The sequence below is a fragment of the Lysobacter enzymogenes genome, assembly GCF_023617245.1.
Lineage (GTDB): Bacteria > Pseudomonadota > Gammaproteobacteria > Xanthomonadales > Xanthomonadaceae > Lysobacter > Lysobacter yananisis.
Window position 1 is genome coordinate 2,925,155 of record NZ_CP067396.1, and the last position, 22,871, is coordinate 2,948,025.

Consider the following 22,871-nt stretch of genomic DNA (forward strand, 5'->3'; position numbering starts at 1 on the left):
CGGGAGCCTGATGTCGAGTAGCGTGAAGCCCGACAGCCCGTCCTCCGACGCCGCGCTGCCGCTCACCGGCCCGCAACTGGGCATGTGGTCGGCGCAACAACTCGACCCCGACAGTCCGGCGTTGTGGACCGCCGAAGCCGTGGAGTTGGAAGGCCCGCTCGACGAGGCGGCGCTGGAAGCGGCGATCCGCGAAACCTTGCAAGCCTGCGACGCGCTGCACATGCGCTACGAAGGCGAGGGCGCCGATGTCGTCCAGCGCTTACGCGAATCGCGCAGCGTGGTGATCGGCCGCGAAGACTACGCCGGCTGCGACCAGCCATGGGACAGCGCCTGGCGCTGGATGCGCGAAGACCTGCTGCGCCCGGCCGACCTGGCCCGGCGCCCGCTGTTCGCGACCGCGCTGATCCGCCTGGGCGCGCAGCGCCACCTGTGGTACTTGCGCGCGCACCATATCGCGCTCGACGGCTTCGCCTATCTGCTGCTGATCCACCGCGTCGCCGAGTTGTATTCGGCCCGGACCGGCGGCCGCGCGGCGGCGGCCGCGCGCGACTGGTCGCTTGCGCCGCTGGTCGCCGAGGAAGCGCGCTATCGCGCGTCGCCCGAATCCGCGCGCAGCCGCGAGTTCTGGCTGCAGCGCTGCGCCGATCGTGCCGAACCGGTCACGCTCGGGCCCAAGTGCGCGCCCGACGACAGCGCGCGTTCTTCGCGCCTGCAGCTGCCGGCCGGCGAGCACCAGCGCTGGCATCACGCGGCGCGCGCGCTCGGCGTGGACTGGTCGGCATGGCTGATCGCCGCGGTGTTCGCCTGGATGCGCGCGCGCAGCGGCAACGACGCGATTTCGCTGGGGCTGCTGGTGATGAACCGGCTCGGCTCGGCGGCGCTGGGCGTGCCGTGCATGGGCATGAACGTGGTGCCGCTGCGCTTGCGCCTGCAGCCGCAGTGGAGCTTCGCCGAACTGGCGCGCGCGGTCGCCGCCGAATTGCGCGAACTGCGCCCGCACCAGCGCTACAACTACGAATGGCTGCGCCAGGACCTCGGCCTGGGCGACAGCCACGCGCAACTGTACGGGCCGGTGCTCAACCTGATGCCGTTCGATCGCGGCTTCGTGTTCGACGGCCTGCGCAGCCGCGCGCATCCGGTATCGGTGGGCTCGGTCGAGGATCTCGACCTGACCGTGTCGCCGCTGGCCGACGGCGTGCGCTTCGATATCGAAGCCAACCCGCAAGCTTACGACGCGGCGACGCTGGACGCGCACCATCGCGCCTTGGTCGCGACGATGCGGGCGGCGCTGGCGGATTCCTCATTGCGCCTGGACCAGTTGCACGGCGCGCTCGCGCGCGAGGCCGCATGAGCGCGCGTCCGCGCGCGCGCCTGCTGCGGGTGTTGCGTATCGCCCAGCGCACCGCGCGGATGCGCCGGATCACCGTCGGCGGGCGCGAGCTCGACGGCTTTCCGGCCGGCAGCGAAGGCGCGCACATCAAGCTGTTTCTGCCGGCCGAGGCCGGGCAGACGCCGGTGTTGCCGGAGTTCGGCGAACACGGGCCGGTGTGGCCGCCCGGCGCGGCGCGGCCGGCGGTGCGCACCTACACCGTGGCGCGGATCGATCCGGCCGCGGCCGAGCTCGACATCGACATCGTGCTGCACGGCGACGACGGCCCGGCCTCGCGCTGGGCCGCTGCGGCGCGGCCGGGCGATGCGCTCGGCGTGGCCGGTCCCGGCGGGCCGGCGTTGTTCCGCGCGCAGGCCGGCCGTCATCTGCTGGTCGGCGATCCCAGCAGCTACGCCTTGATCTGCGCGGTGATCGCGCAATTGCCGGCGCACGCGCGCATCGATGCCTTGCTGGAAGCGCCCGATGCCGGCGAGATCCAGCCCTTGCCCGCGCATCCGCGGCTGCAGGCGCGCTGGTTCTCGCGCGACGGCGCCCCGGCCGGCGCTAGCCGGCGGCTGCTGGAGGCGGTGCGCGAACTGCCGTGGCACGACGGCGAAACGGTGTCGGCGACCTTGGCCGGCGAAAGCGCGCAGGTGGTGGCGATCCGCGACCTGCTCGCGCGCGAACGCGGCGTGCCGCGCGCGATGATGTACGCGGTTCCGTATTGGAAGGACCGTTGGGACGAAGAGCGCTACCACGACGAGCGCCACCGGATCATGGATGAATTCGAAGCGCAGGCCGACGCGTTGCAGGGGGCGTCGGCGTGAACGCGCGACAAGACGGGGCAGGGGAGTTCGCCGGGCGCGTCGCCCTGGTGGTCGGCGCGGCTCAGGGGATCGGCGCGGCGACGGCGGCGCGGCTGGCGGGGGAGGGCGCGCGGCTGGCGCTGATGGATCGCGACCAGGCGCGATTGCAGGCGACGGCGCAGGCGCTGCGCGGGCAGGGGGCGCAGGTGTCGACGCAGGCCTGCGACGTCGCCGACATCGGCGCGGTCGAGGCGGCGGTGGCGCGGATCGAGAACGAACTGGGGCCGATCGCGCACCTGGCGCATGTCGCCGGCATCCTGCGCGTCGGCGCGGCTGTCGAGTTGGATCCCGACGACTGGGATGCGTGCATGGCGGTCAACGCCCGCGGCGTGTTCGCCACCACTCGCGCCGTTGCTTCGCGCATGCGCGAGCGCCGCGTCGGCAGCATCGTCGCGGTCGGTTCCAACGCGGCCGCCGCGCCGCGCACCGGCATGTCGGCCTATGCCGCCTCGAAAGCCGCGGCGACCCAGTACCTGCGTTGCCTGGCCTTGGAGCTCGCGCCGTGCGGCGTGCGTTGCAACGTCGTCTCGCCCGGTTCCACCGACACCGCCATGCAGCGCGCCTTCGCCGCCGACGAAGCGGCGCGTCAGCGGATCCTGCGCGGCGACGGCGAGCGCTTCCGCATCGGCATTCCGCTCGGCCGCATCGCCGAGCCCGACGACGTGGCCGAGGCGGTCTGCTTCCTGTTGTCGGACCGTGCGCGCCACATCACCCTGCACGATCTGCGCGTGGACGGCGGGGCGACGTTGGATGCGTGAGGCTTGGCGTTGAGCGGGGCGGCGGGCAGGGGAGTCGCCCGTCGAGAATCCGCCGACGGCGAACCGTAGCGGGATGTTTCGTTGCTGAAACGGGTTGCAAAAGTCGTGGTTGTTGGCGCTGACGCGATCCCAGATGGAGCACGCGCTGGCGGCCCCTAAGGCCGTGCGCATGGAAGCGCGCACGCGAGCCAGTGAAAGGCCAAACACACAAGCGCCGGTCATACCGACCGGCGCTCGTGAGATCCCGTGATCTTCGCGTTATGCGAAATCTACCGAGGCGACGCCTGCACTTACGGCACGGTGATGCCGCGGCTGTCGTCCTCGCCGACCACGCCGCTGTCGGAGCTGTTCCAGACGATGTACAGGTACTTGCGATCGCCCGGCGACGGATCGCCGTAATCGCCGTTGTTGGCGATGAAGGTGCGCTGGCCGGCGCTGTACTGCTGGCGGACCTTGCTGGTGACGTCGTTGGTGCTGTTCCACACGCCGTAACCGGCGTAATCGATGCTAGCCATGATCGGATCCTCGTTGAGCAGACGACGCTCGCCCGCACATCCTGCGGGCCGCTCGCCGGTGTCGTCCTAGCCGGCGGTTGCGCACAGACTGGGCGATGAGGCCGCTGTCGTACCTTTCGGCAACCTTACGGTTGGGGCCGTGCCGTTGCAGCGATAGTCGGCGAGGTCGACCACGACGACTTTGACCGGAAAGGCCGCCGGCTCTTGGCCTGTTCGGCTTGGCGGCGCGAGGCGAAGCCTTGCCTATAGAGTTCCATCTGCTCACGCCACAACAGCCCGCGTAGGCGTCCGATGGTGATGCGTTGCCCGTCGTCGGATATGAGCCAGCGCCCGCATTGGCGCCAGCCCACCCAGTCGCCGGTGAGATCGATGTTCGGGTTGGAGAGGTCCATGGGAAAGGCTGTCCGAAGGTCAGGGCCGATGCGCTGCACTAGTCGCACAAATTATAACATAATGTACATTATGCGAAATTATGGGTCGGTGGGTGCGACAGGCCTGGGCGATTCTGACCCTGCAATTTCAGCCAGGAGCCCGATATGGAAATCCGTCCGCCGTGCTGGCCTGATAAGACGCCTTGCCCCAACGACTGCGCCGCTAAACTCTTGAACCAGCACGCCCACAACCACGTAAACCTGACCGGACCCTGGGATGGCTGGCGACTACGCGGCCGAGACCTGGTGTCGCCCACAGGCCTACGGTTGAGCCCGGAGCGCGTCGCCGGCATGGCCTGGCGAGAACATAACGAAGCTCGGCTACAGGCAACGAAGGCGCGAGCTGCAGCAGCGGCGAAGGCTGCTGGCCAACAACCGGTAAAAGTCGTCATCGTGACCCTGGCCGACTACCGACAGAACGGCGTGGCGGCCGGCTAAGAAAAAACAGCTACAGATCCGCACACCCCAAAAAGAAAGGCCCCCGATCGGGGGCCTTTCTTTTATGCTCGCCAAAAACAAGGAGCAAACATGGACACGGACCAGCCCCGGCGCAGTTGGACAAACAACTTCCTAGTCACCTGCATCGTGATCGGAGTTGCGGCGGCAAGTATCGCAACGCTGTACCTGGTACACAAAAGGCAACCACTAGCGAAAGCAACTCCGATACTCGAGACCGTCAAAAACGATAACGCTGACATGGCGGCGCGAGAGTCGATGCGACTAATGCGCCTGGAAGAAATCCGCCGCGCTCGCGCCTTGTACGACCAACAGGAATTAGATCGCGCAGGAAGCCGATGCATCAACGGTCAATGGATCAAGCGAGAAGGCGAAGCCTGGGTATCCAAAGGAATCTGCAAAAAGCAGTGAAAAATGAAACCTATCCCCTGCCCCTCGAAGATACGGCCTACTTAGACGTTGCAGATGATGCAGTACCACCGACACCAAGCGCGCCATAAGACGACACCTGGGGCGCACTCAGAACGCTTCCAGCAGTCGAAGGAGGCTGACCAACCGATGGGGCTACTGGGGTCGCGGCCGCACTGGTAAGAGGCGCCTGAGCAGGCTGAGGTGCACCCTGCGAGAGCTGGCGATACGGGTTGTAAACCGGACCATCGCGAGCAATGCGGCGACACTCCCCATCGTTGATTTGGTAACGCGTACCCTGCTCCGTCAGACAGGTGCAACTCGCATCACGGCGCTGACCGTCTACGTCTAGGCCCGCCTCAGAAGACATGCACAACAACTGCGGATCGGACAAAGGCTTGCGCTCATCGAACACCGGCGCTGTCCAGGGCATGGTGGGAAAACGCGGCAGATGCGCCTCGGCATACTCATAAGCAGTACGAGGCTTAACAGGCGCCGCCGCACCCGCGCCTAACAGCGCCTGGGCTTGCGGCGCAGACGTTGTGCTGTCCGCATCACGTTGCTTGGGCTTAAAGAGAAACAGCCAAAGAGCCCAGGCCACCAAAAGGCCAACCACCAGCATCGCAAAAGCTTGCCAAATCTTTTTTGGAATCTTGAATTTGTACGTAGACGTATGAAGCGTGGCGCTCTTATATCGACTGTACAACCCCTTCTCGTACGCCCAAATCTCTTCCTCTGCCTTCTCGCGCTGACGTTCATCATAAGGATCAATCTGAGCGCGCGTCCAAGTCAGAACGCCAGCACGCTGCAAGCCCATCGCACGATTCATGTGCACGTGCTTGCCGACGAGAGTGCGTACCTGATGATGAATCTTGGTCGGCCACTGTGTCATCAGCACAATGTCAAAGCCGCGATGCCGGTGGGTGGACATCGATCGGATACGCGGATCGCTAGATTCGCCGGGCTTACCTGTGGAAGGAAAGAGCAGGCCATAGCGCTCTAGCTCTTTAGTCTTGCCGTCGGAATGAGCTTCGTCGTACAGAACGAAAGAGCCGTCCGGGAGTTGGGTCCAGTCAAGGTGATCGGGCAGCTTCTCCATCCATGGGAAAGCGTCTGGATTCTCGTCGGTAGTGGAACCAGCGATGTTGGAGAAGAAACGACGCGGCTGCTCTTTGCCTTCTTTGACAGCGGCAGCATTGCGATCATGCTCCTCCAGCGCCAACGCCATCGCGCGCAACGTCTTACCGTTCCCTGGCTGGCCCGTCACAAGAATAAGCACGTCTTACCCCTTCTTAGCTAAAGCAACGCGGCCGGCAGAAATCGCAGCACGCGTCAGCAGTGCGGAACCCAGCGCGGAAATGCAATCGCCGAGACCTGCAATCAAGCAGATTTGCAACACAGACGCGGTAATCCCAGCGGTAGCATTTCGCGCGATGGTGAGCGCGGACGAAATAACAGGAGTCAGCGCAGCATAGGTAACCAACCCGACACCAACGCCGGTCAGAACACGAGACGCTGCGGTTCCGAGAAGAGACGCCAGCAGTGCACCAAGCCAAGGCATTATTTCCTAGCTCCCGAGATGATGAGGACGGAAAGAATTGCGCTACACGCAAGCAATAGTGTGCGCAGCGCGGCAGCGAAATCGCAGATGGGCTGAAACGAAAACTCGACTTGCGCAGACGACTGACCAATAGAAACAGTGGTAGAAACGGGCGCCGGACAAGTGCCCTGCCCTAAGCCGGACGACCAGGTTGCAGGCGAATAGTCCTCATCCAGCCATGGGCTAGACACAGGCGGAAGCGACTGACCTGAGCCAGTGAGATAGTCGCGAATTTGCCCGGGCGCGGGATCAATAGGCACACCTGTGCCAAGACGCTCAACAGCGCAACGACCGCGCCATGCTTGCAGCAACTGCGCGTATTCCAATGGATCGCAGTTTTTGCCGACGCAAATCGGTACGTCAGCCATCGAACAACCATTGCCCGCATGGACGCTATCTGCGCGACGCGTGTTGCAGTCGATACGCCACTGAATACGCGCCTGACCACACAGGATGTTATCGCCGCTGCACTGGGGCGGTTCTTCGCAGCTTTCGCCGCCTGAGAACTTCCCAGTGTCCTCGCCGTCGTTAGGATCCCCGTCGCCATCGTCGTCAGGCTTGCAGGTCCCATCCTCGCCTTTCGCCTGACCGGCCGGGCAGCCCTCGTCGACGCAGGAGCCATCAGGAGCCTTGATCTTGCCAGTAGGGCACTGCCCCACCGGCTCACACTTACCGTTGAGCTTGTGCTGACCTACGGGGCAATCGCCTTGATCACCGCACTTGCCGGACGGCAAACGCACTTGACCGGGTTCGCACTTCTTAGGTGGCTCATCGTCACCTGGGTCATCGTCGTCGTTTTCATTGCATGTAGCGCCGTTGTACGCGCCGTCATACCAGCAGTTATAGCCAATATTTGGGCCGCTTTCTAACGTGGTGCACTCAGTGGGGGTGGGCTGTGTTTCCCACTGACAACCGCGCAGACACTCTTTCGGAAGCGCTCTAGCGCCCTTGGAAAGATTCACGCGCAGAATCTCCGGCGCTCGACTGGCGCAACTGGCCTTGTACGCGTACTCGCCAAAGAGGCCGTTGACGTTGTGCTGGCCGTAGGTTGCGGAAGCCTGGATAAGCCCCTGTGCGTTCGTTGAATTACTCGACCGCTTGCACTGCTTGTTGCTAAACGGCTTCAGCTGCGGCTGCTCCGCCTCCAATCTCCCCAGCTTCGCCTGACACGCCATCATGGCCTGACCTTCATCGCAGTTGTCAGTACCACGGCACGCCTCACCCGACTGGGCCACGGCCACAGGCGACCACAATAAGGCGGCCGCCAGAATTAGTAGGTAGACAATGATGCTGCGCATACGGGCGCCCTCAGTCGCCGCTAAACAAGATCGATAGCGCAATCAAACCAACTACCAAAACAAACCAGCCAGTCATGTCAGTCCCCTAAAAATAGCGGGGGCAAACGCCCCCGCTCAGGACGTCGGCGATTAGCCGAAGATGGTCGCCTTCATCCACTTCCAACCAACCGCGGCAGCGGCGGGCAGGAGCTTGGCGGCGCCGATCAGGGCCACGCCGGCGGTGATGCCCGCGAGGGCAGTGACCGCATCCGCAACGTCGAACGTCATGGGGATTTCTCCAGATCTACAGTGAACCGTCCTTTCTCCCGGGACGGGGGCGGATCAACCGCGAGGACCGGTTTGCCGACTAAGCAGCTTCCAACCCCAGCAGACAGCGAAGAGCAACGCAGTAGCCGACAGCAGTTGAAACGCATCGGCAACCGAGAGCTCGGGAAATTCGGACCGCTCGACCCAGCCGGCTTGAGTGCAGGTCGCAGTCGCGGTATCGAACGAAATGCACTCATAGACGCGGCGGGCCATGGCTTAAGCAGCCCGCGCGGGCTTGGCCGAGCCAGTGACCTTGGCGAGGATCGATTCGGGCAGCTGTTCGCGCAGGTAGGCGACGGCTTGCTCTTCGTTGAGCAGCAGGACGGTACGACCGATGCGCAGGTCGCCGTACTCGCCGATCTCGATACACGCCGGATCGACGTAGTGCATGCCGACGGGGAACGGGGCACGGTCGCCCAGGCTGATCTTGAAGCGCTCCGGGAAGGCGTGCCCGTTGTGCACGTAGCCTTCCTGATTGCGGATGTGGTAGGTCTCGCCCTTGCGCTCGCCGCGCTGGACGGTGCCGCCACGCTCTTCGACGGTGGCGGACAGAATCTGAATCTTGATCATGGCTTAGGCCTCAAATGGATTGATGTGCTTGATTTGGAAAACGTCACCCTCTTGCGTAAACATCTCGACATAGCCCAGGTGACGTAAGGCCACACCGCTTGGCGTCCACCCATCGGACTGCCACGGGGAAAGAAACGCGTTGCCGAAGGTTGCTTCTACCCAGGCCGTCGTTTTATCTATGACTGTCTTTCCCCACTTACCGATACGCTCAATCGCGAACGGCACGCGACGCACCAGCGTGCCCGGCTCGGTCATCTGCCGAAGCCACTTAGGCGCAAGGCTCCAGGAGCGTTGCGCACGCGCTTCGATGCTGAGGCCCCCTGCCCCATACAAGCGCGACCCCTTCGGAAGATCGGCCGTCGTGCCCTTGCTCGCGTACTTCGCGATATAGCCGACCGGGCTATGCGCCCACTTCGCATTCGACTTGCCGTAGGGCCACCACCCTTGCGCATCCGGGAACGGCGGAACCTTGCCGCCCGTGACCCAAAACACGACGTGGTAGTGCGGCTTACCGGACTGATGCAACTCCATCACCCACACGTACGAGAACAGGCACTTATTGCGCTTGGCCCACTTGCGATAGTGGTCGAGCATGACCCGCAACTGGCTCGGCTGCCACTCGAACTCAGGCGCGTACGTCAACGTCAGGAGCGCACAGCGGAACTCATGCTCGGCCGCGTACCGCCACTGGGCACCACCCTGTTCTGTCCACTGCTGGTAGCCCTTCGCCAACAGATCGTTATGGATCGACATCGCCGACGCCAGCACGCCACGACGCATCTTGCGCAACCGGGCTTCGTGCGACTGCGGACCAAGCAAAAGCGAATTCTTTTTTTCTTCTTTGTTGGAGAAAGAGACAAGCCCAGCGCGCTCGCTGGTCGCGCTCGCTTCGCTCGCGCGAGCGGCGCTAGCGCGCATCGTATCGTCAGACATGGAAGCCCCCCCGGGATTGAACAACTCGCGCGGCCGCATGACCCCACGGCATCGACAGGCAACGCAGCAACCCGTGCGCGCCGCTGGGTCCGGTGCGCGCTTCTGTGCGCGCCACGCTGTAGGCGATGCGGAACAACTCGCGCGCGCGCAGGTAGTGCCAGTTCGGCGGCAGCACGCGGCCGTAGCAACGACGCTCAGCCATGGCGACACCGCGTCGCGTAGACCTGCGCGTATCGCCCGTAGAAGCCGTCTTCGGGGCGCGGTGGCGTGCCATCGCCATCACCCTCCCCCGCCGCGTCGAGACCGTCGCTGACGTGCGTGTGGCGCGTTCTAGAGCGGTCACCGTGGGCTGCGCCCACACCCGCATTACTGGCGGACCAGTCGAGCAGGTATGCGTACTCCCGCTCGCCCTGGTGGCAGAACGTCGCCCAGGCCTTGACGACCGCTTCGACCATTACGCAGAGCGCGACGACGACAAGCAGCACGCACGCAAGCGGCAACGCAAGAAGGGAAATCATGGCGCCCCCCCGCTTTGAGCTAGCGCGGCACGGAAGGCGATCATTCCCTGGCCTGTGCGACAGAGGTATTCAGCGCGATCGAACAACGCGGCCAAGGCAGCGATCACGCCATCCAACTCAGCACACCAGTCGCAGTTCCCTTCCATCGGGCAGGCATCCCGGTGCCGCCGCAGCACCGCCAGCACATTCACAGTGGGCTCAGACATGGAGGCGGGCCTCCAGAGCGGTCGCGAGCAGGTCGCGGATGAGGCCCGCATGCAACTGCGGGGAAGCGCCGGCCCGAATGCCGTCCAGGATTTCTGCCAGCAGTTCGCGCTGCGCCTGCTCGCGCACGATCAAGGCGGCCACGGCGGCGCGGGCTGCGTCCTCGGCGCAGTCCTGTCCCGCTCGGAACTGCGCGTACGCGAGGGACCTGCGCGAAGCCGCGTCCCATTTGCCGACGTGCGAGCCGTCGAATCCACGCCAGAACATCGTGGCGGCAGAATTGCCAGCGCCGCGAGCCATTCCCGCGTTACCGCTTTTGTAAGCGGACACGCAAGTGTCGTACATGCGGCGCATTCCGGTGTCGCGAAACGGCGAACGCTTGCGGTCCAACACCGCTAGCACATCCACAGTGGGCTCAGACATGGCGCCGGGCCTCCTGGGCGGCCCGAGGCCGCTTGATGTAGTAGCGATCCGGGCCGCGCCGGGCGGTACGCAGAATCAAATCGGGGTTGTTGACGCCGCCCATCGCTTCCCAACACCGGCGACGGATGCGCACAAGTGTGTACGGCACATCCACGGCCCCGGCGCGCTTAGTCATGGCGCACCTCGCAGGTGTGGAGGCGCGCACCGCAGCGATAGCAAATGACACCGGGTTGCAAGCCCGGGTCGGCAGCGTCGCCGTAGTGGTGTGTTGTCAGGAAGCAGCAGAACCGCCACCACAGACGGCGAACGAAAAAGCCGGCAGGCTCGCCGGCCGCTGGAACGGTGGACAGCCGCTGCGCGGCCGTGTGCACAACTCCGTGGACGGGATGAACAAGTGCCGGCAGAGATTGACCAGGGGTGGTGAGATCCACGGACGGCACTTGTTCACGCCCGACCACCGAGTTGCACACACTCTGCCCACCGTTCGCGGACGCAGGCACGCGGGCTCGCATGATCCTCTCTCTACCGAGTTTGTTGGAGATAGAAGCAGGAAGCGAATGCGGCTCCAGGCCGGTCATTTCTACGAAATGCCCTTGGGGGGCGACGTCGCCAGAAAGGAGCGTGGTTTTGCGAGGAGGAACGATCCCGGCAGTGCTCCCCACGTCGGTGGGCCCATCCCCTGCCACGTTCGGTGCATGCACCAGTGCGGGTGAGGCGTTGGCCTGGAATACCCCAACTGGCTGCTGCCGAGTTTGGGCAGCCGACGTCGCAGTCGGTTGCGGCGCGTGGGCAGCCTCGTACTGTGCTCGCGTTTGCATCACAGCCGCACCGGGCGGCCGAGGCGACGCATGTGTAGACGCGTACGGGGGGAGAACAACAGTGGGTCGAGGGCGCCGACGAAGGCGTATACGACGGCATCCCTGACAGGCTCGGACATAGCGTAGTGATCAACCGCCGCGATCCGCCACCAACGATACGTCTGCGGACCGACCTCAACGAAGTCGCGGCGAGTGACGCGCTGTCGTGCAAACCCGGCGCGGAATTGCTGTCGTGTGGTGTCCATGCCTACCCCCTTGAGGCCGGGGAGCGGCAGCGCGGTTCCTAGGGGGGAGGCGCCGGGCCCCGCTCCCCGGCGGTTGCCCTGATACTTCGAGACTCTCGAAGCATGTAGGGCATTAGACTATTTTTCCTTGAATACTAATAGGGTCTCGCATGTCCACTCATCCGGAAAGCGCTACCGTTCGTCTGCTAGACGCGTGGAAGGCACGCAAAGGCCTTGACACCGACTACAAGGCGGCAAAAGCGCTACACATCAGCCAAACAACTGTGTCCGGATGGCGAAAGGGCAGAAGCCACGCCGCGACCGGCTTAGCGGCACGGATGGCAAAGGACCTAGATGAGAATGTCGCGCTTTGGTGCGCGGCTATCGAAGTCGAGAGGGCTCACAACGCCGACGATAAGCGCGCATGGGAGCAGATCGTGCGACAGCTGTCGGTGGCTACGGCAGCAATGCTGGTGCTGGCGATAGGTGCCCTGCCCTGGCAAGCCATCGCTAAGACGCAAGCTATTGATTTCGCTGGGAATAAGTGTACATTATGCGAAATTAGCTAAGGGGCGGAAGGGTCTTCCGGTGCGCCGGTATCCCATCGCCCCCTGGCGTTTTCGCGAGGCCCGTTTGAGCTGCGGCCTGAGCGTCGCTGTATGTACGGAGCCGCTGCAGGTGACCGAACGCACCGTGCGCAACTGGGAATCCGGAATGCATCGGATGCGGTCGGACAGCATCGACCTTGGCGTGGCCCCGACAAAAACTGCGTTGTTTAGTGCGGCAGGTGCACAAGTATTTTCGCAAAGTAACTGCGAAGCGCACCATCCGAGTGAGGCTGATCCAACAACTCCGACAAGTCGTCCCTTGAGGCCAACGCAGCCTCTATCGCTCGCTTCATTCCCTCTGGCCCGAACGCAATCCCCTCCCCGGTCTCAATCATATAAAGGGTTTTAGGGAACTGCGCATCCAGATCTTTCACGAAGATCAAGGTATACATAATGACCGCGACTACACCTTTCCAACCATCCATACGATCAAGCCTCAGGAGGAACACGAGCAATAGTTTAATCCGGATCCACGCCAAACCCCGCAAATATTCGCCCATGGCCTTTTCATGGCGGCAGTAGAGTGACAATGGAAGTTCGGTCTTTGACGCCGCGAATCGACAGGGACCTGGTCAGGCTCCTTTAGACCCAAGAGGATGTGCGACGCCGGAGTCGCAACGCTCTATCGAGCGAGCGTTCGGCGGGACAGGAATGTGAAATCACCATTAAGGAACACTTGAATAAGTTGCGAGAGTGCCTGGATGTTCTGCTTGTCTCGAACAAAGACCCGACACGATTGCTGCACATTGATGCGGACGAATGTGCGGCCGACTCGGAGTGATGTCCGCTGACCATCTGTGGAGAGGATATTGACCATGCCAGTGCAAATCGATCTTTCGACCGAAGATTTCGAGCAGCTGCAGCAAGAAGTGATCGGCGAGCCCGATCTGTGCGACGACAAAATGGAAACCGCCCGCGTGCCGTGGACTCCGCGCTGGACTTGCATCGCCTGATCCCGATGCGGGACCCGATGATGGGCTGCATCGGCAGCCCATCATCGTGCCGGTCATGCTGAGCGACGAAGACCTGCGAAGACTGGACCCTTTCCTGGGGTGGGCAGCGCCGTTGTTCGAGCCGGCGCTGCATCGTGTCGCGGGCATCTACGAATCCGCCGCCCGAAGTCATCCCGACAAACTCGACTCTCAAAGCCTGCTGCCGAGCATCCGCTCGGCATTTTCGACCCCGCTCCTGCTGTGGAGCTTTCGCGCCCTGATCCTGGAGATCGCCCTGGCTCGCCATCGCGGGCTCCTGCGCGGAGATACCGCACAGCAAAAATTCCAGTTCTTCATCGAGCATATTCAAAGCGTCTCCGGCCGCAGCGCCATCGAAAAGAACTATCCGCTGCTGAGCGGCGATATCGTCCGCATCACGACGCAAGTCGAGCGGACGCTGTACCTGCTCCTGGAGCGCATCACGAACGATCATGCCTCTTTGGGCGCGTTCGTTCCCGGCGCCTGCGGAATCGGAGCGTGGCGCGGTTTCGAAACGGGCTTGGGCGACAGACACGACGACGGCAACACCGTGGCGCGATTGGCGTTCGAGCACGGGGCCCTGTTCTACAAGCCGCGCCCGATGGCCATGGACACGGCATTTGCCCGATGCCTGCGCATGCTCGCGGATCGGGGAATCCGGCCGGGACAGCGCTCGCCGCTCGTGCTCGACAAAGGAACTTACGGATATGCCGAGCCTATCGAGCACGTCCCGACAGGCGACGAGGACGCGGCAACCTCTTACTACGGCCGGTATGGAGGCCTGATAGCCATCGCCCATGTGCTTGCCGCTTCGGACCTGCATTTTGAGAACGTCATCGCCTCCGCAGGCTATCCGGTCATCGTCGATCTGGAGACGTTATGCCAGCCGCGCTCCAGCCAGATCGAACAAGGTAATGGCTGGGCGGCCGGCGCCAGATCCATTCTGGAATCCGGATTGCTGCCCACCAGGGAGAGCATGCTGGACTCGGTGGACATCAGCGGTCTCTCGACCGGCGCTGAGCATCGCCTCGTGCACAGGATCATAGGCGCCGGCAGCGATGAAATCCGGCTGGCGCAGGTCAAAGAAAAACCAGGCCATGGGCACAACCTGCCGGTACGCGACGACGGCGGCGTATTGCTTCCCTATGCGTACGCCGATTCGATCCTGCGGGGATTCGAATCCACTTACGCCGGCTTGTTGGACCACAAGGATTGGCTGCTCGCCGAGGACGGGCCCTTGTTGCAATTCTCCTGCCTCAAGTCGAGGGCCGTACTGCGATCCACCGCGATCTACGGTCGCCTGCTGGACGCCATGTCGCATCCCAAGTACCTGCGGGACTCGCACAAGCGGAGCGAAGCCCTGGACAGACTGAGTGTGGGCTACGAGGCTTGGCCCGCGCTGCGCAGCGTTGGTTGTTCGGAACGGCACGCCCTCGAGCGCGGCGACGTTCCGAGGTTCTGGATCCGGGGAGACAGCCTGGAGGTCGAGGACGAGGACGGGCGCCGCACAGGCGGGCTTTTTTCGAGTTCCGGCATCCGGGAAATGCGAAAGCGCGTGCGATCCCTTTCGCCGCTGGATTTCCGCAGGCAACGCTATCTGCTCCATCAGTCGCTGGAAAGCACCCGGCTCGATGAGCCCGCGATGGCATCCCGCCCGATGGCTGCGAGGCGCGAACGTACCGCTCCGCGTTCCTTCGAGGAGATGGCGCTGCAGATCGCGGATCAGATCGTGGCGATGCGTTTCTGCGATCGCGGCGAAACCCGGTTCATTCACCTCGACTATTCCTCCGAAGACGTCCCGCGCCTGGCCCAGATGGACGAGGCGCTGTACGAGGGGCTTGCGGGGGTGATGCTGATGCTGTCGGAAACGGGGCTACGGACCGGCCACAGCGAACTCGTCGCCCGCTCGGCGGCCGCGATGGAATCCATCGACCGCCGCCTGCGGCGCAACCCCGACGCCCTGCCCTCCATCGGTGCCTTCAATGGCCTGAGCGGCTGGATGTATGCGCTGCTGGTGTTGGGACTGCGCCAGCGGCGGCCCGACTTGATTGATGCCGCGCTTGCGTGGGTTCCGACCATTTTCGAGCGCATTGCCGAAGACCGGGAGTTCGATGTCATCTCCGGTGCCGCGGGTTGCCTGCTGGTGCTGCTGCAATTGCATGTTCATCGCGATGATCCCGACTTGCGCGCAGCGACGAGATGCTGTGCCGATCGCCTGATTGCAGCCGCCAGGCAAGACGCATTCGGCGCGTACTGGCACGACGCGGGCGACGATGTCCTGGGGGCGACCGGATTCGCGCACGGGTCCGCAGGTATCGCGGCGGCCCTGGCCCGCCATGCGGCCGTATTCGACGATGCGCGCTGCCTGAGAATGGCCCTGTCCGCGCTTGAGCGGGAACGTGTCGCCTACCGGCGCCGCGGAGGCTCGTGGTACGACCTCGACACCCCGAACGCCACGCAGGCACGTAAGGGGACCGCATCGTGGTGTCATGGCGCCTCCGGCGTGGGACTGGCGCGTCTGCTTTGGCCGACGGCCTATCGCGATGCCGCCTGGGAGCGCGACGTCGATCATTGTTTGAACGCCGTGCTAGTCAGCGTGGACGACGCTGCGGGGCACTGCCTCTGCCATGGAAGTTGGGGGAACCTCGACTTTCCGTTTGAATGGGCGGTTCAGTCCGGCGACCGGGCATTGTTGGCGCGATGCCGCCGGCTCGCCGACGCACTGTTGGCTCAGGGCAGCAACGGCTGGGTTTGCGGCGGCCGCACTGAAAACGAGATGCCGCTGGGTTTGATGATCGGGCTCAGCGGCATGGCCTATGCATGCTTGCGCGCTGCCGATCCGCAACACGTGCCGTCGATATTGAGCTTGAGTGTTCCCCGGCCCTAGTGCGGATGCAGGGCAGCGGTGACCGGACACCCCGCCCTACGGCGCCGACGCAGCAGTCGACCCACGCAGCATCAAACTGAAATCCAGCGTCTGCTGATGCGGCACGTCCACCGCCTCGATGATCGCGAGCAGCAAGTTGACGGCACGCACGCCGATCTCGCGCATGGGTTGGCTGATGGTCGTCAGCGGCGGGGTCAGGTAACGCGACGACGCCAGATCGTCGAAACCGACGATCGAGAAATCCTCGGGCACGCGCAGGCCCAGGTCGCGGCACGCGGCAAGAACGCCCAGCGCCATCTGGTCGCTGAAACAGAACGCCGCGGTCGGGGCGGTCCCCTGCCCCAGCAGTTTTTTCGCCGCGGCATAGCCGGACTCGATCGAAAAGTCGCCGGGGGCGATCTTCAGCAGCCGCAGGCGTCCCCGCGTCCTGGCGGCGGCCTCGACGCCTTCCAGCCGTTGTCGGTGCAAGGGATTGTCGGGCGGGCCGCCGATCACGGCGATCCGTTCGTGCCCGAGGCCGTACAGATGCTCCATCGCCGCGCGCGAGGCGGCGGCGTTGTCGATGTGCACGCTGGGAATGCCCAGCGCCGGGTCGAACTCGCAGCCGTTGACCACCGGCGCGGTGGCGCCGAGCCGCTTGACGATCTCCTGCGCCGTAGGCGGCAGCCGGTGCCCGAGCACGATCAGGCCGTCGGCCTCGTTGCGCGGCAGCATCTGCGCGTAGCGCTCTTCGCGATCCGGCCGGTTCTGGGTGTCGCCGAGCAGCACCGCGTAATCGGCCGCCTGCGCGGCGTCTTCGGCGCCTTGCAGGATCTGCGCGAAGAACGGATTGGCGATGTCCGGGACCGTGACCAGGATCTTGCCGCTGCGCTGGGTCTTGAGCGTGCGCGCCACCGTGTTGGGGACATAGCCCAGCGCGGCGGCCGCTTCCTCGATGCGCTGGCGCGTGGCCGGCAGCACCTTGTCCGGCCGCGACAGCGCGCGCGACACGGTGCCGGCGGAAACGCCGACGTGTTTTGCGATGTCGTAAATGGTCGCCATGCCTCAGCCCGACGGTCCCCGCTGCGCTGCACAACGCGTATCGTGGCGACCCCATGCTAGGATTGCAATCGATTGCATCGGGCGGATTTCCATGAAAACACTCAAGGGGCCAGCGCTGTTCCTCGCGCAGTTCATCGGTGACAAACCTCCGTTCGATCGGTTGGACACTCTGGCCGAGTGGGCCGCCGGCCTGGGTTATTCTGGCGTACAAGTACCGACCAGCGCGCCCCACCTCTTCGATCTCGCCCAGGCCGCCCGCAGCCAGGCCTATTGCGACGACGTCGCCGCGACCTTGGCCCGGCACGGCATCGAGATCACCGAGCTGTCCACGCATCTGCAGGGCCAGCTGATCGCGGTCCATCCAGCCTACGACATCTTGTTCGACGGTTTCGCCCCGGCGGAAAAGCGCGGCGATCCGCCCGCCCGCCAGGCCTGGGCGGTCGAGCAGCTGATGCTGGCGGCGCAGGCCAGCCAGCGCCTGGGGCTGAGCGCGCACGCGACCTTTTCCGGTGCCCTGGCCTGGCCTTATTTCTATCCCTGGCCGCAGCGGCCGCACGGCTTGGTGGACGCGGCCTTCGCCGAACTCGGCCGCCGCTGGCGTCCCATCCTGGACGCGTTCGACGCCTGCGGCGTGGACCTGTGCTACGAGATCCATCCGGGCGAAGACCTGCACGACGGCGCGACCTTCGAGCGCTTCCTCGACGCCGTCGATCACCACCGGCGCGCGAAGATCCTCTACGACCCCAGCCACCTGCTGCTGCAGCAGATGGACTACCTGGGCTTCATCGACCGCTACCACGAGCGCATCGGCATCTTCCACGTCAAGGACGCCGAGTACCGCGCCAGCGCGCGCAGCGGCGTCTATGGCGGCTATCAGGACTGGATCGACCGTCCCGGGCGGTTCCGCTCGCTCGGCGACGGTCAGGTCGATTTCAAGGCGATCTTCTCCAAGCTGGCCCAGTACGACTTCCCGGGCTGGGCGGTGTTGGAGTGGGAGTGCTGCCTGAAGCATCCGGAAGACGGCGCGCGCGAGGGGGCCGCGTTCATCCGCGACCATCTCATTCGCGTTACCGAGCGCGCGTTCGACGACTTCGCCGACAGCGGCGCCAGTCCCGAGCGCACGCGCAGCCTGCTGGGGATTTGATTCGACGCGGTCCGCGCTGTGGAAGCCACCAAGGGGACACCATGACGTTCACCATGCCGCGCCTGAGCGCGATGATGTTTCTTCAGTTCTTCATCTGGGGGGCGTGGTTCGTCACCCTGGGCACCTACCTCGTGCAGGGGCCGCTGCAGGCCAGCGCGAGCCAGGTCGCGACGGCGTTCCTGAGCCAGTCCATCGGCGCCATCGTCGCGCCGTTCCTGGTCGGGCTGATCGCCGACCGCTACTTCGCGGCGCAGCGCATCCTGGCGCTGCTGCATCTGGCCGGCGCGGCGCTGATGTGGGGCGCCTCGACGGCGACCAGCTTCGGCGCGTTCTCGGCCTGCGTCATGGCCTACATGCTGCTGTTCATGCCGACGCTGGCCCTGGCCAACAGCATCGCGATGCGGCACATGCAGGCGCCGGAAAAGCAGTTCCCGCCGGTGCGCGTCGCCGGCAGCATCGGCTGGATCGTCGCCGGCGTGCTGATCGGCTGGCTGGGCTGGGAACAGGCGCATCGGCTCGACCTCACCTTCAAGATGGCGGCGGCGGCCTCGCTGCTGCTCGGCCTGTATGCGCTCACCCTGCCGCACACGCCGCCGCTGGAGCGCCAGCGCGAGGCCGGGCTCGGCCAGATCCTCGGACTGGACGCGCTGCGCCTGCTGAAATCGCGTTCCTACCTGGTGTTCTTCCTGGCCTCGATCGCGATCTGCATCCCGCTATCGTTCTACTACAACTTCACCAATCCGTATCTCAACGATCTCGGCGTGCGCGGCGCGGCCGGATTGCAGTCGCTCGGCCAGGTGTCGGAAGTGCTGCTGATGCTGGCCATGCCGTTCCTGTTCGCGCGGCTGGGCGTCAAGACCATGCTGGCGCTGGGCATGGCCGCGTGGGTGCTGCGCTACGTCCTGTTCGCCTACGGCGACGCCGGCGCCGGGTTCGCCCTGCTGGTGACCGGCATCGTGCTGCACGGCATCTGCTACGACTTCTTCTTCGTCACCGGCCAGATCTATACCGACGCCCATGCCGGCCCGGCGTTCCGCAGCAGCGCGCAAGGCTTCATCACTCTGGCGACCTACGGCGTCGGCATGCTGATCGGCAGCTTCCTGTCCGGCGCGGTGGTGGAGCACTACACCACCGCGGCCGGCCGCGACTGGCAGCAGATCTGGCTGTTCCCGGCCGGGGTCGCGCTGCTCGTGCTCGCGGCGTTCCTGCTGCTGTTCCGCGAGCGGCCGGCGGCGGTTTCCGCCGCGCCGTCCACGCCATCCGCCCCCTGAGGAACACCGACCGATGAGCCAGCTCGGCGTCGCCATCGTAGGCACTGGAATGATCGGCAACGTGCACCGCCGCGCGGCGATCCTGGCCGGCGCCCGGGTCTGCGGCGTGAGCGCGTCGTCGCCGCAACGCGCCGCGGACGTGGCGTCCGCCTGGAACGTCGCGCGCGCCTACCGCGATATCGAGGAAGCGCTCGCCGACCCGCAGGTGCAGGTCGTGCACATCTGCACGCCCAATCACCTGCATCGGGCGATGGCGCAGGCCGCGCTGGCGGCCGGCAAGCACGTGATCTGCGAAAAGCCGCTGGCGACCACGCTCGAAGACGCCGGCGCCCTGGCGGCCGCGGCCGCCGCCAGCGGGCTCGTGGCCACGGTGCCGTTTGTCTACCGCTACCACCCGGTCGTACGCGAGGCGCGCGCGCGCATCGCGCAGGGCGAACTGGGGCCGTTGCGGCTCATCCACGGCAGCTATCTGCAGGATTGGCTGCTGGACCCGGCCAGCAACAACTGGCGTGTCGATCCGGCGCTGGGCGGCCCCTCGCGCGTGTTCGCCGACATCGGCTCGCACTGGTGCGATCTGGTGGAATGGGTCGCCGGCGAGCGTTTCGTCGAGGTCAGCGCCGCCTTCGAAACCGTGATCGCGCAGCGCAGCGCCGTCACCGGCGAGAGCTACGCCCGCCCGGCCGCCGACGGCGCGATGCAGGCCGTTTCCAGCGAAGACGTCGCCGCGGCCATGTTCAAGACCGGCAGCGGCGTGCTGGCCTCGCTGACTGTCAGCCAGGTCTCGGCCGGACGCCGCAACCGCCTGTGGTTCGAAATCGACGGCGCCCGGGCCAGCGTCGCGTTCGATCAGGAAGACAGTGAACGGCTGTGGATCGGATTGCCCGACCAACGCGAAGAGATCTTCGTGCGCGGCCCGGCGGCGGGCAGCGCCGAGCAACGCAGGCTGTCGCTGCTGCCGGTCGGCCACGCACAGGGCTACGGCCATTGCTTCGAAGCCTTCGTCGCCGACACGTATCGCGCCATCGGCGCCGAAGCGCCGGAAGGATTGCCGAGCTTCGACGACGGGCTGCGCTCGGCGCTGATCGTCGACCGCGTCATCGCCTCGGCGCGGACGCGCGCGTGGACCTCCATCGGCCGCGCGGTCGATCAGGAGCGCCGGCCCGCCTGAGCCAAGCCCCAGCCACGACGAACCGCCCGCCCTCCCCGCACGCCTGGGCCATCGTTTCGTCCGCAGCCATCACCCTCCCGGGAAGACACCATGACGACAGCCACTCCACGCCTCCTCGCGGCCGCCGCGCTCGTGCTGCTGACCGCCCTGCCCGCCTTCGCCCAGCGCGCCGACACCCGGGCCAAGCCCATCGCCGTGCAGATGTACACGCTGCGAGAGGTCGCCTCGCTCGACGAGCAGTTGAAGATCGTGCACGACGCCGGCATCCGCGCCGTCGAGACGGTCGGCACGCAGGACGTTTCGTCCAAGCGGCTCAAGCGCCTGCTCGACAAGTATTCGATCAAGGCGATCTCGACCCATGCGCAGCTCACCAATCTGCGCCGCGATCTCGACGGCGTGGTGGCGTTCAACAAGGCGGTCGGTACCACCACGCTGGTGGTGCCCTACCTGCCGAAGGAAGAGCGCCCGACCGACGCCGCCGGCTGGATCGCGCTGGGCAAGGAACTCGGCGGGATCGCGGACAAGCTGCGGGCCAAGGGCATGACCCTCGCCTATCACAACCACGATTTCGAGCTCGCCGAACCCGCCGGTTCGGGCGGCAAGACCGGTCTGGAACTGCTGTTCGAAGGCGCCGGCCCGCGCTTGCAGGCCGAACTGGACCTGGCCTGGATCGCGCGCGCCGGCCACGACCCGGTCGCCCTGCTCGGCAAGTTCCGCGGACGCGTGTTCGCCGTCCACGCCAAGGACAACGCCCCGCAAGGCCAGGCCAAGGACGAAGACGGTTTCGCCGCCCTGGGCCAGGGCGTGCTGGACTGGAACGCGATCCTTCCCGCCGCCGAGCGCGCGGGCGTGCGCTGGTACATCCTCGAGCACGATCACCCGCTCGATCCCGCCGCGGTCGTCAAGACCGGCGCGGCCTACCTCAACCAGCACCTGCCCGCGGGCGCGGGCCGCTGATCGCGGAGCATGCCCATGTCGAAGTCCATCGCGGTCGCCGTTCTGCCCTTCCTCGCCGCGGTGTCGGTCGCCGCGCCCGCCATCGCGCAGGATTCCGCGGCCGGCGCCAAGCTCTATGCCGCCAATTGCGCGTCCTGCCACGGCCCCAATCGCGCGGGCATGGGCGAGATGTTTCCTGCCCTGACCGACGTGGGCAAGCGGCTGGACGCGAAGAAGATCAAGGAACGGATCAAGACCGGCGGCGGGCTGATGCCGCCGTTCGGCCAGTTGTCGGAGAAGGATCTCGAAGACCTCACGGTCTTCCTGAAGCAGTAGGACGCGGGAGTCGCGCAGCGGCCCGCCGCGCGGGCCGCCTACAGCTCGCGTACCCAGATGTTGCGGTAGCTGACCTTGGCGTCGTGGTCCTGCAGGTAGATCGGCGCGCAGCCGTGGGGCGAATACGACGGCGCGCCGATGTATTCGGTCTTGCCCGACAGCACGGTGTCGTCCTGCACCAGCACGCCGTTGTGCAACACGGTGATGCGCGCGGGCGAGACCAGGCCGCCGCCCTGCGCGAAGCGCGGCGCTTTCCAGACGACATCGTAGGCCTGCCACTGGCCCGGCGCGCGCGAGGCGTTCGCCAGCGGGATCGCCTGCTTGTAGATCGACGCCGCCTGGCCGTTGGCATAGGTCGGATTGTCGTAGCTGTCGAGCACCTGCAGCTCGTACAGCTCCTGCAGGAAAATTCCGCTGTTGCCGCGATGCTGGCCGTCGAATCCGCGGGTCTGGCCCGGAGTGCGCCATTCGACATGCAACTGGATGTCGCAGAAGCGGCGTTTGCTGCGGATGCCCTTGCTGCCCGGCACCACGGTGAACGCGCCGTCGGCCACGGTCCACGGAGCCTGACCGCCCTGCTCCGCCTCCCAGGCCGAGAGGTCCTTGCCGTCGAACAGCACCACCGCGTCGGATGGCGCGGCGTCCTTCGGCGTGGCCACGGCCTTGGGTACCGGCGTCCAGACTTCGGTCTTGGCAGGGTTGCGTTGCTGCTGGTCTTGGGCCTGCGCGGACGCGGTGGCCGCAACGAGGGCGGCGAACGCCATCGACAGGACCGGCGCGCCGATTCTTGCCCCGGCGATCGCGACGCGGAT

Annotated in this window: 29 protein-coding genes; 13 read left to right on the plus strand and 16 right to left on the minus strand. The window is 65.4% G+C overall.

The annotated features are described in order from the left end of the window. The first annotated feature begins 10 nt into the window (after positions 1 to 10). From JHW41_RS12340 to JHW41_RS12350, 3 genes are read left to right on the plus strand one after another with little or no spacing between them, the layout of a single operon-like run. Positions 11 to 1,351, plus strand: a complete 1,341-nt coding sequence (locus tag JHW41_RS12340) for a condensation domain-containing protein (protein WP_250450403.1) — start codon at positions 11 to 13, stop codon at positions 1,349 to 1,351. Next, positions 1,348 to 2,196, plus strand: a complete 849-nt coding sequence (locus JHW41_RS12345) for a siderophore-interacting protein (protein ID WP_250450405.1) — start codon at positions 1,348 to 1,350, stop codon at positions 2,194 to 2,196. Before JHW41_RS12340 ends, JHW41_RS12345 begins: the two co-directional genes overlap by 4 nt. Continuing rightward, positions 2,193 to 2,993: a 2,3-dihydro-2,3-dihydroxybenzoate dehydrogenase gene (locus JHW41_RS12350; protein WP_250450407.1), complete on the plus strand. Its 801-nt coding sequence runs from the start codon at positions 2,193 to 2,195 to the stop codon at positions 2,991 to 2,993. Before JHW41_RS12345 ends, JHW41_RS12350 begins: the two co-directional genes overlap by 4 nt. Before the next feature lie 290 nt (positions 2,994 to 3,283). Here the strand turns inward: JHW41_RS12350 and JHW41_RS12355 are convergent, their stop codons facing one another. Beyond that, a complete protein-coding gene (locus JHW41_RS12355; protein WP_057947681.1) occupies positions 3,284 to 3,508 on the minus strand; it encodes a hypothetical protein in 225 nt (74 codons plus the stop codon). 125 nt (positions 3,509 to 3,633) lie between these two features. Next, the gene (locus tag JHW41_RS12360; protein WP_250450409.1) at positions 3,634 to 3,900 is read right to left on the minus strand and encodes a hypothetical protein; all 267 of its coding nucleotides are present in this window, start codon (positions 3,898 to 3,900) and stop codon (positions 3,634 to 3,636) included. 144 nt (positions 3,901 to 4,044) lie between these two features. On the opposite strand from JHW41_RS12360, the gene JHW41_RS12365 reads away from it, so the two are divergent. Then, positions 4,045 to 4,377, plus strand: a complete 333-nt coding sequence (locus JHW41_RS12365; RefSeq protein WP_250450411.1) for a DUF3653 domain-containing protein — start codon at positions 4,045 to 4,047, stop codon at positions 4,375 to 4,377. A 90-nt stretch (positions 4,378 to 4,467) separates the two neighbouring features. Continuing rightward, on the plus strand, positions 4,468 to 4,806 hold the full coding sequence (locus JHW41_RS12370; RefSeq protein ID WP_250450420.1) for a hypothetical protein: 339 nt from the start codon (positions 4,468 to 4,470) through the stop codon (positions 4,804 to 4,806). A gap of 37 nt (positions 4,807 to 4,843) precedes the next feature. On the opposite strand, the gene JHW41_RS12375 is transcribed toward JHW41_RS12370, so the two are convergent. The 11 genes from JHW41_RS12375 to JHW41_RS12420 form a co-directional block, all read right to left on the minus strand. Further along, positions 4,844 to 6,031 (minus strand): zonular occludens toxin domain-containing protein, encoded by a 1,188-nt coding sequence (locus JHW41_RS12375; protein WP_250450422.1) that lies wholly within the window; start codon positions 6,029 to 6,031, stop codon positions 4,844 to 4,846. Positions 6,032 to 6,085: 54 nt separating this feature from the next. Beyond that, complete coding sequence (locus tag JHW41_RS26975; protein WP_428995512.1) at positions 6,086 to 6,364, minus strand: DUF2523 family protein; 279 nt, start codon at positions 6,362 to 6,364, stop codon at positions 6,086 to 6,088. After that, the gene (locus tag JHW41_RS12380; RefSeq protein ID WP_250450424.1) at positions 6,364 to 7,701 is read right to left on the minus strand and encodes a virulence factor TspB C-terminal domain-related protein; all 1,338 of its coding nucleotides are present in this window, start codon (positions 7,699 to 7,701) and stop codon (positions 6,364 to 6,366) included. The genes JHW41_RS26975 and JHW41_RS12380 overlap by 1 nt, the downstream gene beginning before the upstream one ends. A 129-nt stretch (positions 7,702 to 7,830) precedes the next feature. Continuing rightward, positions 7,831 to 7,968 carry a major capsid protein gene (locus JHW41_RS12385; protein WP_250450434.1) on the minus strand — a complete coding sequence of 46 codons (138 nt, stop codon included), beginning with the start codon at positions 7,966 to 7,968 and terminating at the stop codon, positions 7,831 to 7,833. 255 nt (positions 7,969 to 8,223) lie between these two features. Then, on the minus strand, positions 8,224 to 8,577 hold the full coding sequence (locus JHW41_RS12390; protein WP_250450436.1) for a single-stranded DNA-binding protein: 354 nt from the start codon (positions 8,575 to 8,577) through the stop codon (positions 8,224 to 8,226). 3 nt (positions 8,578 to 8,580) lie between these two features. Then, positions 8,581 to 9,510: a rolling circle replication-associated protein gene (locus tag JHW41_RS12395; RefSeq protein WP_250450446.1), complete on the minus strand. Its 930-nt coding sequence runs from the start codon at positions 9,508 to 9,510 to the stop codon at positions 8,581 to 8,583. Then, on the minus strand, positions 9,503 to 9,712 hold the full coding sequence (locus tag JHW41_RS12400; RefSeq protein ID WP_250450448.1) for a hypothetical protein: 210 nt from the start codon (positions 9,710 to 9,712) through the stop codon (positions 9,503 to 9,505). The genes JHW41_RS12395 and JHW41_RS12400 overlap by 8 nt, the downstream gene beginning before the upstream one ends. After that, entirely contained in the window at positions 9,705 to 10,028 is a 324-nt protein-coding gene (locus tag JHW41_RS12405; RefSeq protein WP_250450450.1) for a hypothetical protein, read from the minus strand. The genes JHW41_RS12400 and JHW41_RS12405 overlap by 8 nt, the downstream gene beginning before the upstream one ends. After that, positions 10,025 to 10,234: a hypothetical protein gene (locus JHW41_RS12410; RefSeq protein WP_250450453.1), complete on the minus strand. Its 210-nt coding sequence runs from the start codon at positions 10,232 to 10,234 to the stop codon at positions 10,025 to 10,027. Before JHW41_RS12410 ends, JHW41_RS12405 begins: the two co-directional genes overlap by 4 nt. Beyond that, positions 10,227 to 10,655 carry a hypothetical protein gene (locus JHW41_RS12415; RefSeq protein ID WP_250450455.1) on the minus strand — a complete coding sequence of 143 codons (429 nt, stop codon included), beginning with the start codon at positions 10,653 to 10,655 and terminating at the stop codon, positions 10,227 to 10,229. Before JHW41_RS12415 ends, JHW41_RS12410 begins: the two co-directional genes overlap by 8 nt. Further along, the gene (locus JHW41_RS12420; RefSeq protein WP_250450457.1) at positions 10,648 to 10,830 is read right to left on the minus strand and encodes a hypothetical protein; all 183 of its coding nucleotides are present in this window, start codon (positions 10,828 to 10,830) and stop codon (positions 10,648 to 10,650) included. Before JHW41_RS12420 ends, JHW41_RS12415 begins: the two co-directional genes overlap by 8 nt. Before the next feature lie 1,037 nt (positions 10,831 to 11,867). On the opposite strand from JHW41_RS12420, the gene JHW41_RS12425 reads away from it, so the two are divergent. Continuing rightward, positions 11,868 to 12,266, plus strand: coding sequence for a hypothetical protein (locus JHW41_RS12425; RefSeq protein WP_250450459.1), 399 nt, complete (start codon positions 11,868 to 11,870; stop codon positions 12,264 to 12,266). 206 nt (positions 12,267 to 12,472) lie between these two features. Here the strand turns inward: JHW41_RS12425 and JHW41_RS12430 are convergent, their stop codons facing one another. Then, complete coding sequence (locus JHW41_RS12430; protein WP_250450461.1) at positions 12,473 to 12,805, minus strand: hypothetical protein; 333 nt, start codon at positions 12,803 to 12,805, stop codon at positions 12,473 to 12,475. A gap of 315 nt (positions 12,806 to 13,120) precedes the next feature. On the opposite strand from JHW41_RS12430, the gene JHW41_RS12435 reads away from it, so the two are divergent. Further along, positions 13,121 to 13,258, plus strand: a complete 138-nt coding sequence (locus JHW41_RS12435; protein WP_157490380.1) for a hypothetical protein — start codon at positions 13,121 to 13,123, stop codon at positions 13,256 to 13,258. Between the two features lie 55 nt (positions 13,259 to 13,313). Beyond that, positions 13,314 to 16,163: a type 2 lanthipeptide synthetase LanM family protein gene (locus JHW41_RS12440; protein ID WP_250450471.1), complete on the plus strand. Its 2,850-nt coding sequence runs from the start codon at positions 13,314 to 13,316 to the stop codon at positions 16,161 to 16,163. A gap of 36 nt (positions 16,164 to 16,199) precedes the next feature. Here JHW41_RS12440 and JHW41_RS12445 read toward each other — a convergent pair whose 3' ends face one another. Continuing rightward, positions 16,200 to 17,204, minus strand: coding sequence for a LacI family DNA-binding transcriptional regulator (locus JHW41_RS12445; RefSeq protein WP_250450473.1), 1,005 nt, complete (start codon positions 17,202 to 17,204; stop codon positions 16,200 to 16,202). 91 nt (positions 17,205 to 17,295) lie between these two features. Between JHW41_RS12445 and JHW41_RS12450 the strand changes: the two genes are divergently transcribed. The 5 genes from JHW41_RS12450 to JHW41_RS12470 all read left to right on the plus strand — a co-directional run bounded on the left by JHW41_RS12450 (position 17,296) and on the right by JHW41_RS12470 (position 22,059). Next, the gene (locus JHW41_RS12450) at positions 17,296 to 18,348 is read left to right on the plus strand and encodes a sugar phosphate isomerase/epimerase family protein (protein WP_250450475.1); all 1,053 of its coding nucleotides are present in this window, start codon (positions 17,296 to 17,298) and stop codon (positions 18,346 to 18,348) included. A 41-nt stretch (positions 18,349 to 18,389) separates the two neighbouring features. Continuing rightward, positions 18,390 to 19,619 (plus strand): MFS transporter, encoded by a 1,230-nt coding sequence (locus JHW41_RS12455; protein WP_250450478.1) that lies wholly within the window; start codon positions 18,390 to 18,392, stop codon positions 19,617 to 19,619. Positions 19,620 to 19,632: 13 nt separating this feature from the next. Continuing rightward, on the plus strand, positions 19,633 to 20,787 hold the full coding sequence (locus JHW41_RS12460; protein WP_250450480.1) for a Gfo/Idh/MocA family protein: 1,155 nt from the start codon (positions 19,633 to 19,635) through the stop codon (positions 20,785 to 20,787). Between the two features lie 90 nt (positions 20,788 to 20,877). After that, positions 20,878 to 21,744 carry a sugar phosphate isomerase/epimerase family protein gene (locus JHW41_RS12465; RefSeq protein ID WP_250450482.1) on the plus strand — a complete coding sequence of 289 codons (867 nt, stop codon included), beginning with the start codon at positions 20,878 to 20,880 and terminating at the stop codon, positions 21,742 to 21,744. A gap of 9 nt (positions 21,745 to 21,753) precedes the next feature. Further along, positions 21,754 to 22,059 carry a c-type cytochrome gene (locus JHW41_RS12470; RefSeq protein ID WP_078995376.1) on the plus strand — a complete coding sequence of 102 codons (306 nt, stop codon included), beginning with the start codon at positions 21,754 to 21,756 and terminating at the stop codon, positions 22,057 to 22,059. A 38-nt stretch (positions 22,060 to 22,097) separates the two neighbouring features. Here JHW41_RS12470 and JHW41_RS12475 read toward each other — a convergent pair whose 3' ends face one another. Next, positions 22,098 to 22,823 (minus strand): 3-keto-disaccharide hydrolase, encoded by a 726-nt coding sequence (locus JHW41_RS12475; RefSeq protein WP_250450979.1) that lies wholly within the window; start codon positions 22,821 to 22,823, stop codon positions 22,098 to 22,100. Between the last annotated feature and the right edge of the window lie 48 nt (positions 22,824 to 22,871).

What these genes read in the sequence shown, in the direction of transcription:
- JHW41_RS12340 (WP_250450403.1), top strand. Translation starts at nt 11, where the DNA reads ATGTCGAGTAGCGTGAAGCCCGACAGCCCGTCCTCCGACGCCGCGCTG.
- JHW41_RS12345 (WP_250450405.1), top strand. Translation starts at nt 1,348, where the DNA reads ATGAGCGCGCGTCCGCGCGCGCGCCTGCTGCGGGTGTTGCGTATCGCC.
- JHW41_RS12355 (WP_057947681.1), bottom strand. Translation starts at nt 3,508, where the DNA reads ATGGCTAGCATCGATTACGCCGGTTACGGCGTGTGGAACAGCACCAAC.
- JHW41_RS12360 (WP_250450409.1), bottom strand. Translation starts at nt 3,900, where the DNA reads ATGGACCTCTCCAACCCGAACATCGATCTCACCGGCGACTGGGTGGGC.
- JHW41_RS12365 (WP_250450411.1), top strand. Translation starts at nt 4,045, where the DNA reads ATGGAAATCCGTCCGCCGTGCTGGCCTGATAAGACGCCTTGCCCCAAC.
- JHW41_RS12370 (WP_250450420.1), top strand. Translation starts at nt 4,468, where the DNA reads ATGGACACGGACCAGCCCCGGCGCAGTTGGACAAACAACTTCCTAGTC.
- JHW41_RS12375 (WP_250450422.1), bottom strand. Translation starts at nt 6,031, where the DNA reads ATGGCGTTGGCGCTGGAGGAGCATGATCGCAATGCTGCCGCTGTCAAA.
- JHW41_RS26975 (WP_428995512.1), bottom strand. Translation starts at nt 6,364, where the DNA reads ATGCCTTGGCTTGGTGCACTGCTGGCGTCTCTTCTCGGAACCGCAGCG.
- JHW41_RS12380 (WP_250450424.1), bottom strand. Translation starts at nt 7,701, where the DNA reads ATGCGCAGCATCATTGTCTACCTACTAATTCTGGCGGCCGCCTTATTG.
- JHW41_RS12385 (WP_250450434.1), bottom strand. Translation starts at nt 7,968, where the DNA reads ATGACGTTCGACGTTGCGGATGCGGTCACTGCCCTCGCGGGCATCACC.
- JHW41_RS12390 (WP_250450436.1), bottom strand. Translation starts at nt 8,577, where the DNA reads ATGATCAAGATTCAGATTCTGTCCGCCACCGTCGAAGAGCGTGGCGGC.
- JHW41_RS12395 (WP_250450446.1), bottom strand. Translation starts at nt 9,510, where the DNA reads ATGTCTGACGATACGATGCGCGCTAGCGCCGCTCGCGCGAGCGAAGCG.
- JHW41_RS12400 (WP_250450448.1), bottom strand. Translation starts at nt 9,712, where the DNA reads ATGGCTGAGCGTCGTTGCTACGGCCGCGTGCTGCCGCCGAACTGGCAC.
- JHW41_RS12405 (WP_250450450.1), bottom strand. Translation starts at nt 10,028, where the DNA reads ATGATTTCCCTTCTTGCGTTGCCGCTTGCGTGCGTGCTGCTTGTCGTC.
- JHW41_RS12410 (WP_250450453.1), bottom strand. Translation starts at nt 10,234, where the DNA reads ATGTCTGAGCCCACTGTGAATGTGCTGGCGGTGCTGCGGCGGCACCGG.
- JHW41_RS12415 (WP_250450455.1), bottom strand. Translation starts at nt 10,655, where the DNA reads ATGTCTGAGCCCACTGTGGATGTGCTAGCGGTGTTGGACCGCAAGCGT.
- JHW41_RS12420 (WP_250450457.1), bottom strand. Translation starts at nt 10,830, where the DNA reads ATGACTAAGCGCGCCGGGGCCGTGGATGTGCCGTACACACTTGTGCGC.
- JHW41_RS12425 (WP_250450459.1), top strand. Translation starts at nt 11,868, where the DNA reads ATGTCCACTCATCCGGAAAGCGCTACCGTTCGTCTGCTAGACGCGTGG.
- JHW41_RS12430 (WP_250450461.1), bottom strand. Translation starts at nt 12,805, where the DNA reads ATGGGCGAATATTTGCGGGGTTTGGCGTGGATCCGGATTAAACTATTG.
- JHW41_RS12435 (WP_157490380.1), top strand. Translation starts at nt 13,121, where the DNA reads ATGCCAGTGCAAATCGATCTTTCGACCGAAGATTTCGAGCAGCTGCAG.
- JHW41_RS12440 (WP_250450471.1), top strand. Translation starts at nt 13,314, where the DNA reads ATGCTGAGCGACGAAGACCTGCGAAGACTGGACCCTTTCCTGGGGTGG.
- JHW41_RS12445 (WP_250450473.1), bottom strand. Translation starts at nt 17,204, where the DNA reads ATGGCGACCATTTACGACATCGCAAAACACGTCGGCGTTTCCGCCGGC.
- JHW41_RS12450 (WP_250450475.1), top strand. Translation starts at nt 17,296, where the DNA reads ATGAAAACACTCAAGGGGCCAGCGCTGTTCCTCGCGCAGTTCATCGGT.
- JHW41_RS12455 (WP_250450478.1), top strand. Translation starts at nt 18,390, where the DNA reads ATGACGTTCACCATGCCGCGCCTGAGCGCGATGATGTTTCTTCAGTTC.
- JHW41_RS12460 (WP_250450480.1), top strand. Translation starts at nt 19,633, where the DNA reads ATGAGCCAGCTCGGCGTCGCCATCGTAGGCACTGGAATGATCGGCAAC.
- JHW41_RS12465 (WP_250450482.1), top strand. Translation starts at nt 20,878, where the DNA reads ATGACGACAGCCACTCCACGCCTCCTCGCGGCCGCCGCGCTCGTGCTG.
- JHW41_RS12470 (WP_078995376.1), top strand. Translation starts at nt 21,754, where the DNA reads ATGCCCATGTCGAAGTCCATCGCGGTCGCCGTTCTGCCCTTCCTCGCC.
- JHW41_RS12475 (WP_250450979.1), bottom strand. Translation starts at nt 22,823, where the DNA reads ATGGCGTTCGCCGCCCTCGTTGCGGCCACCGCGTCCGCGCAGGCCCAA.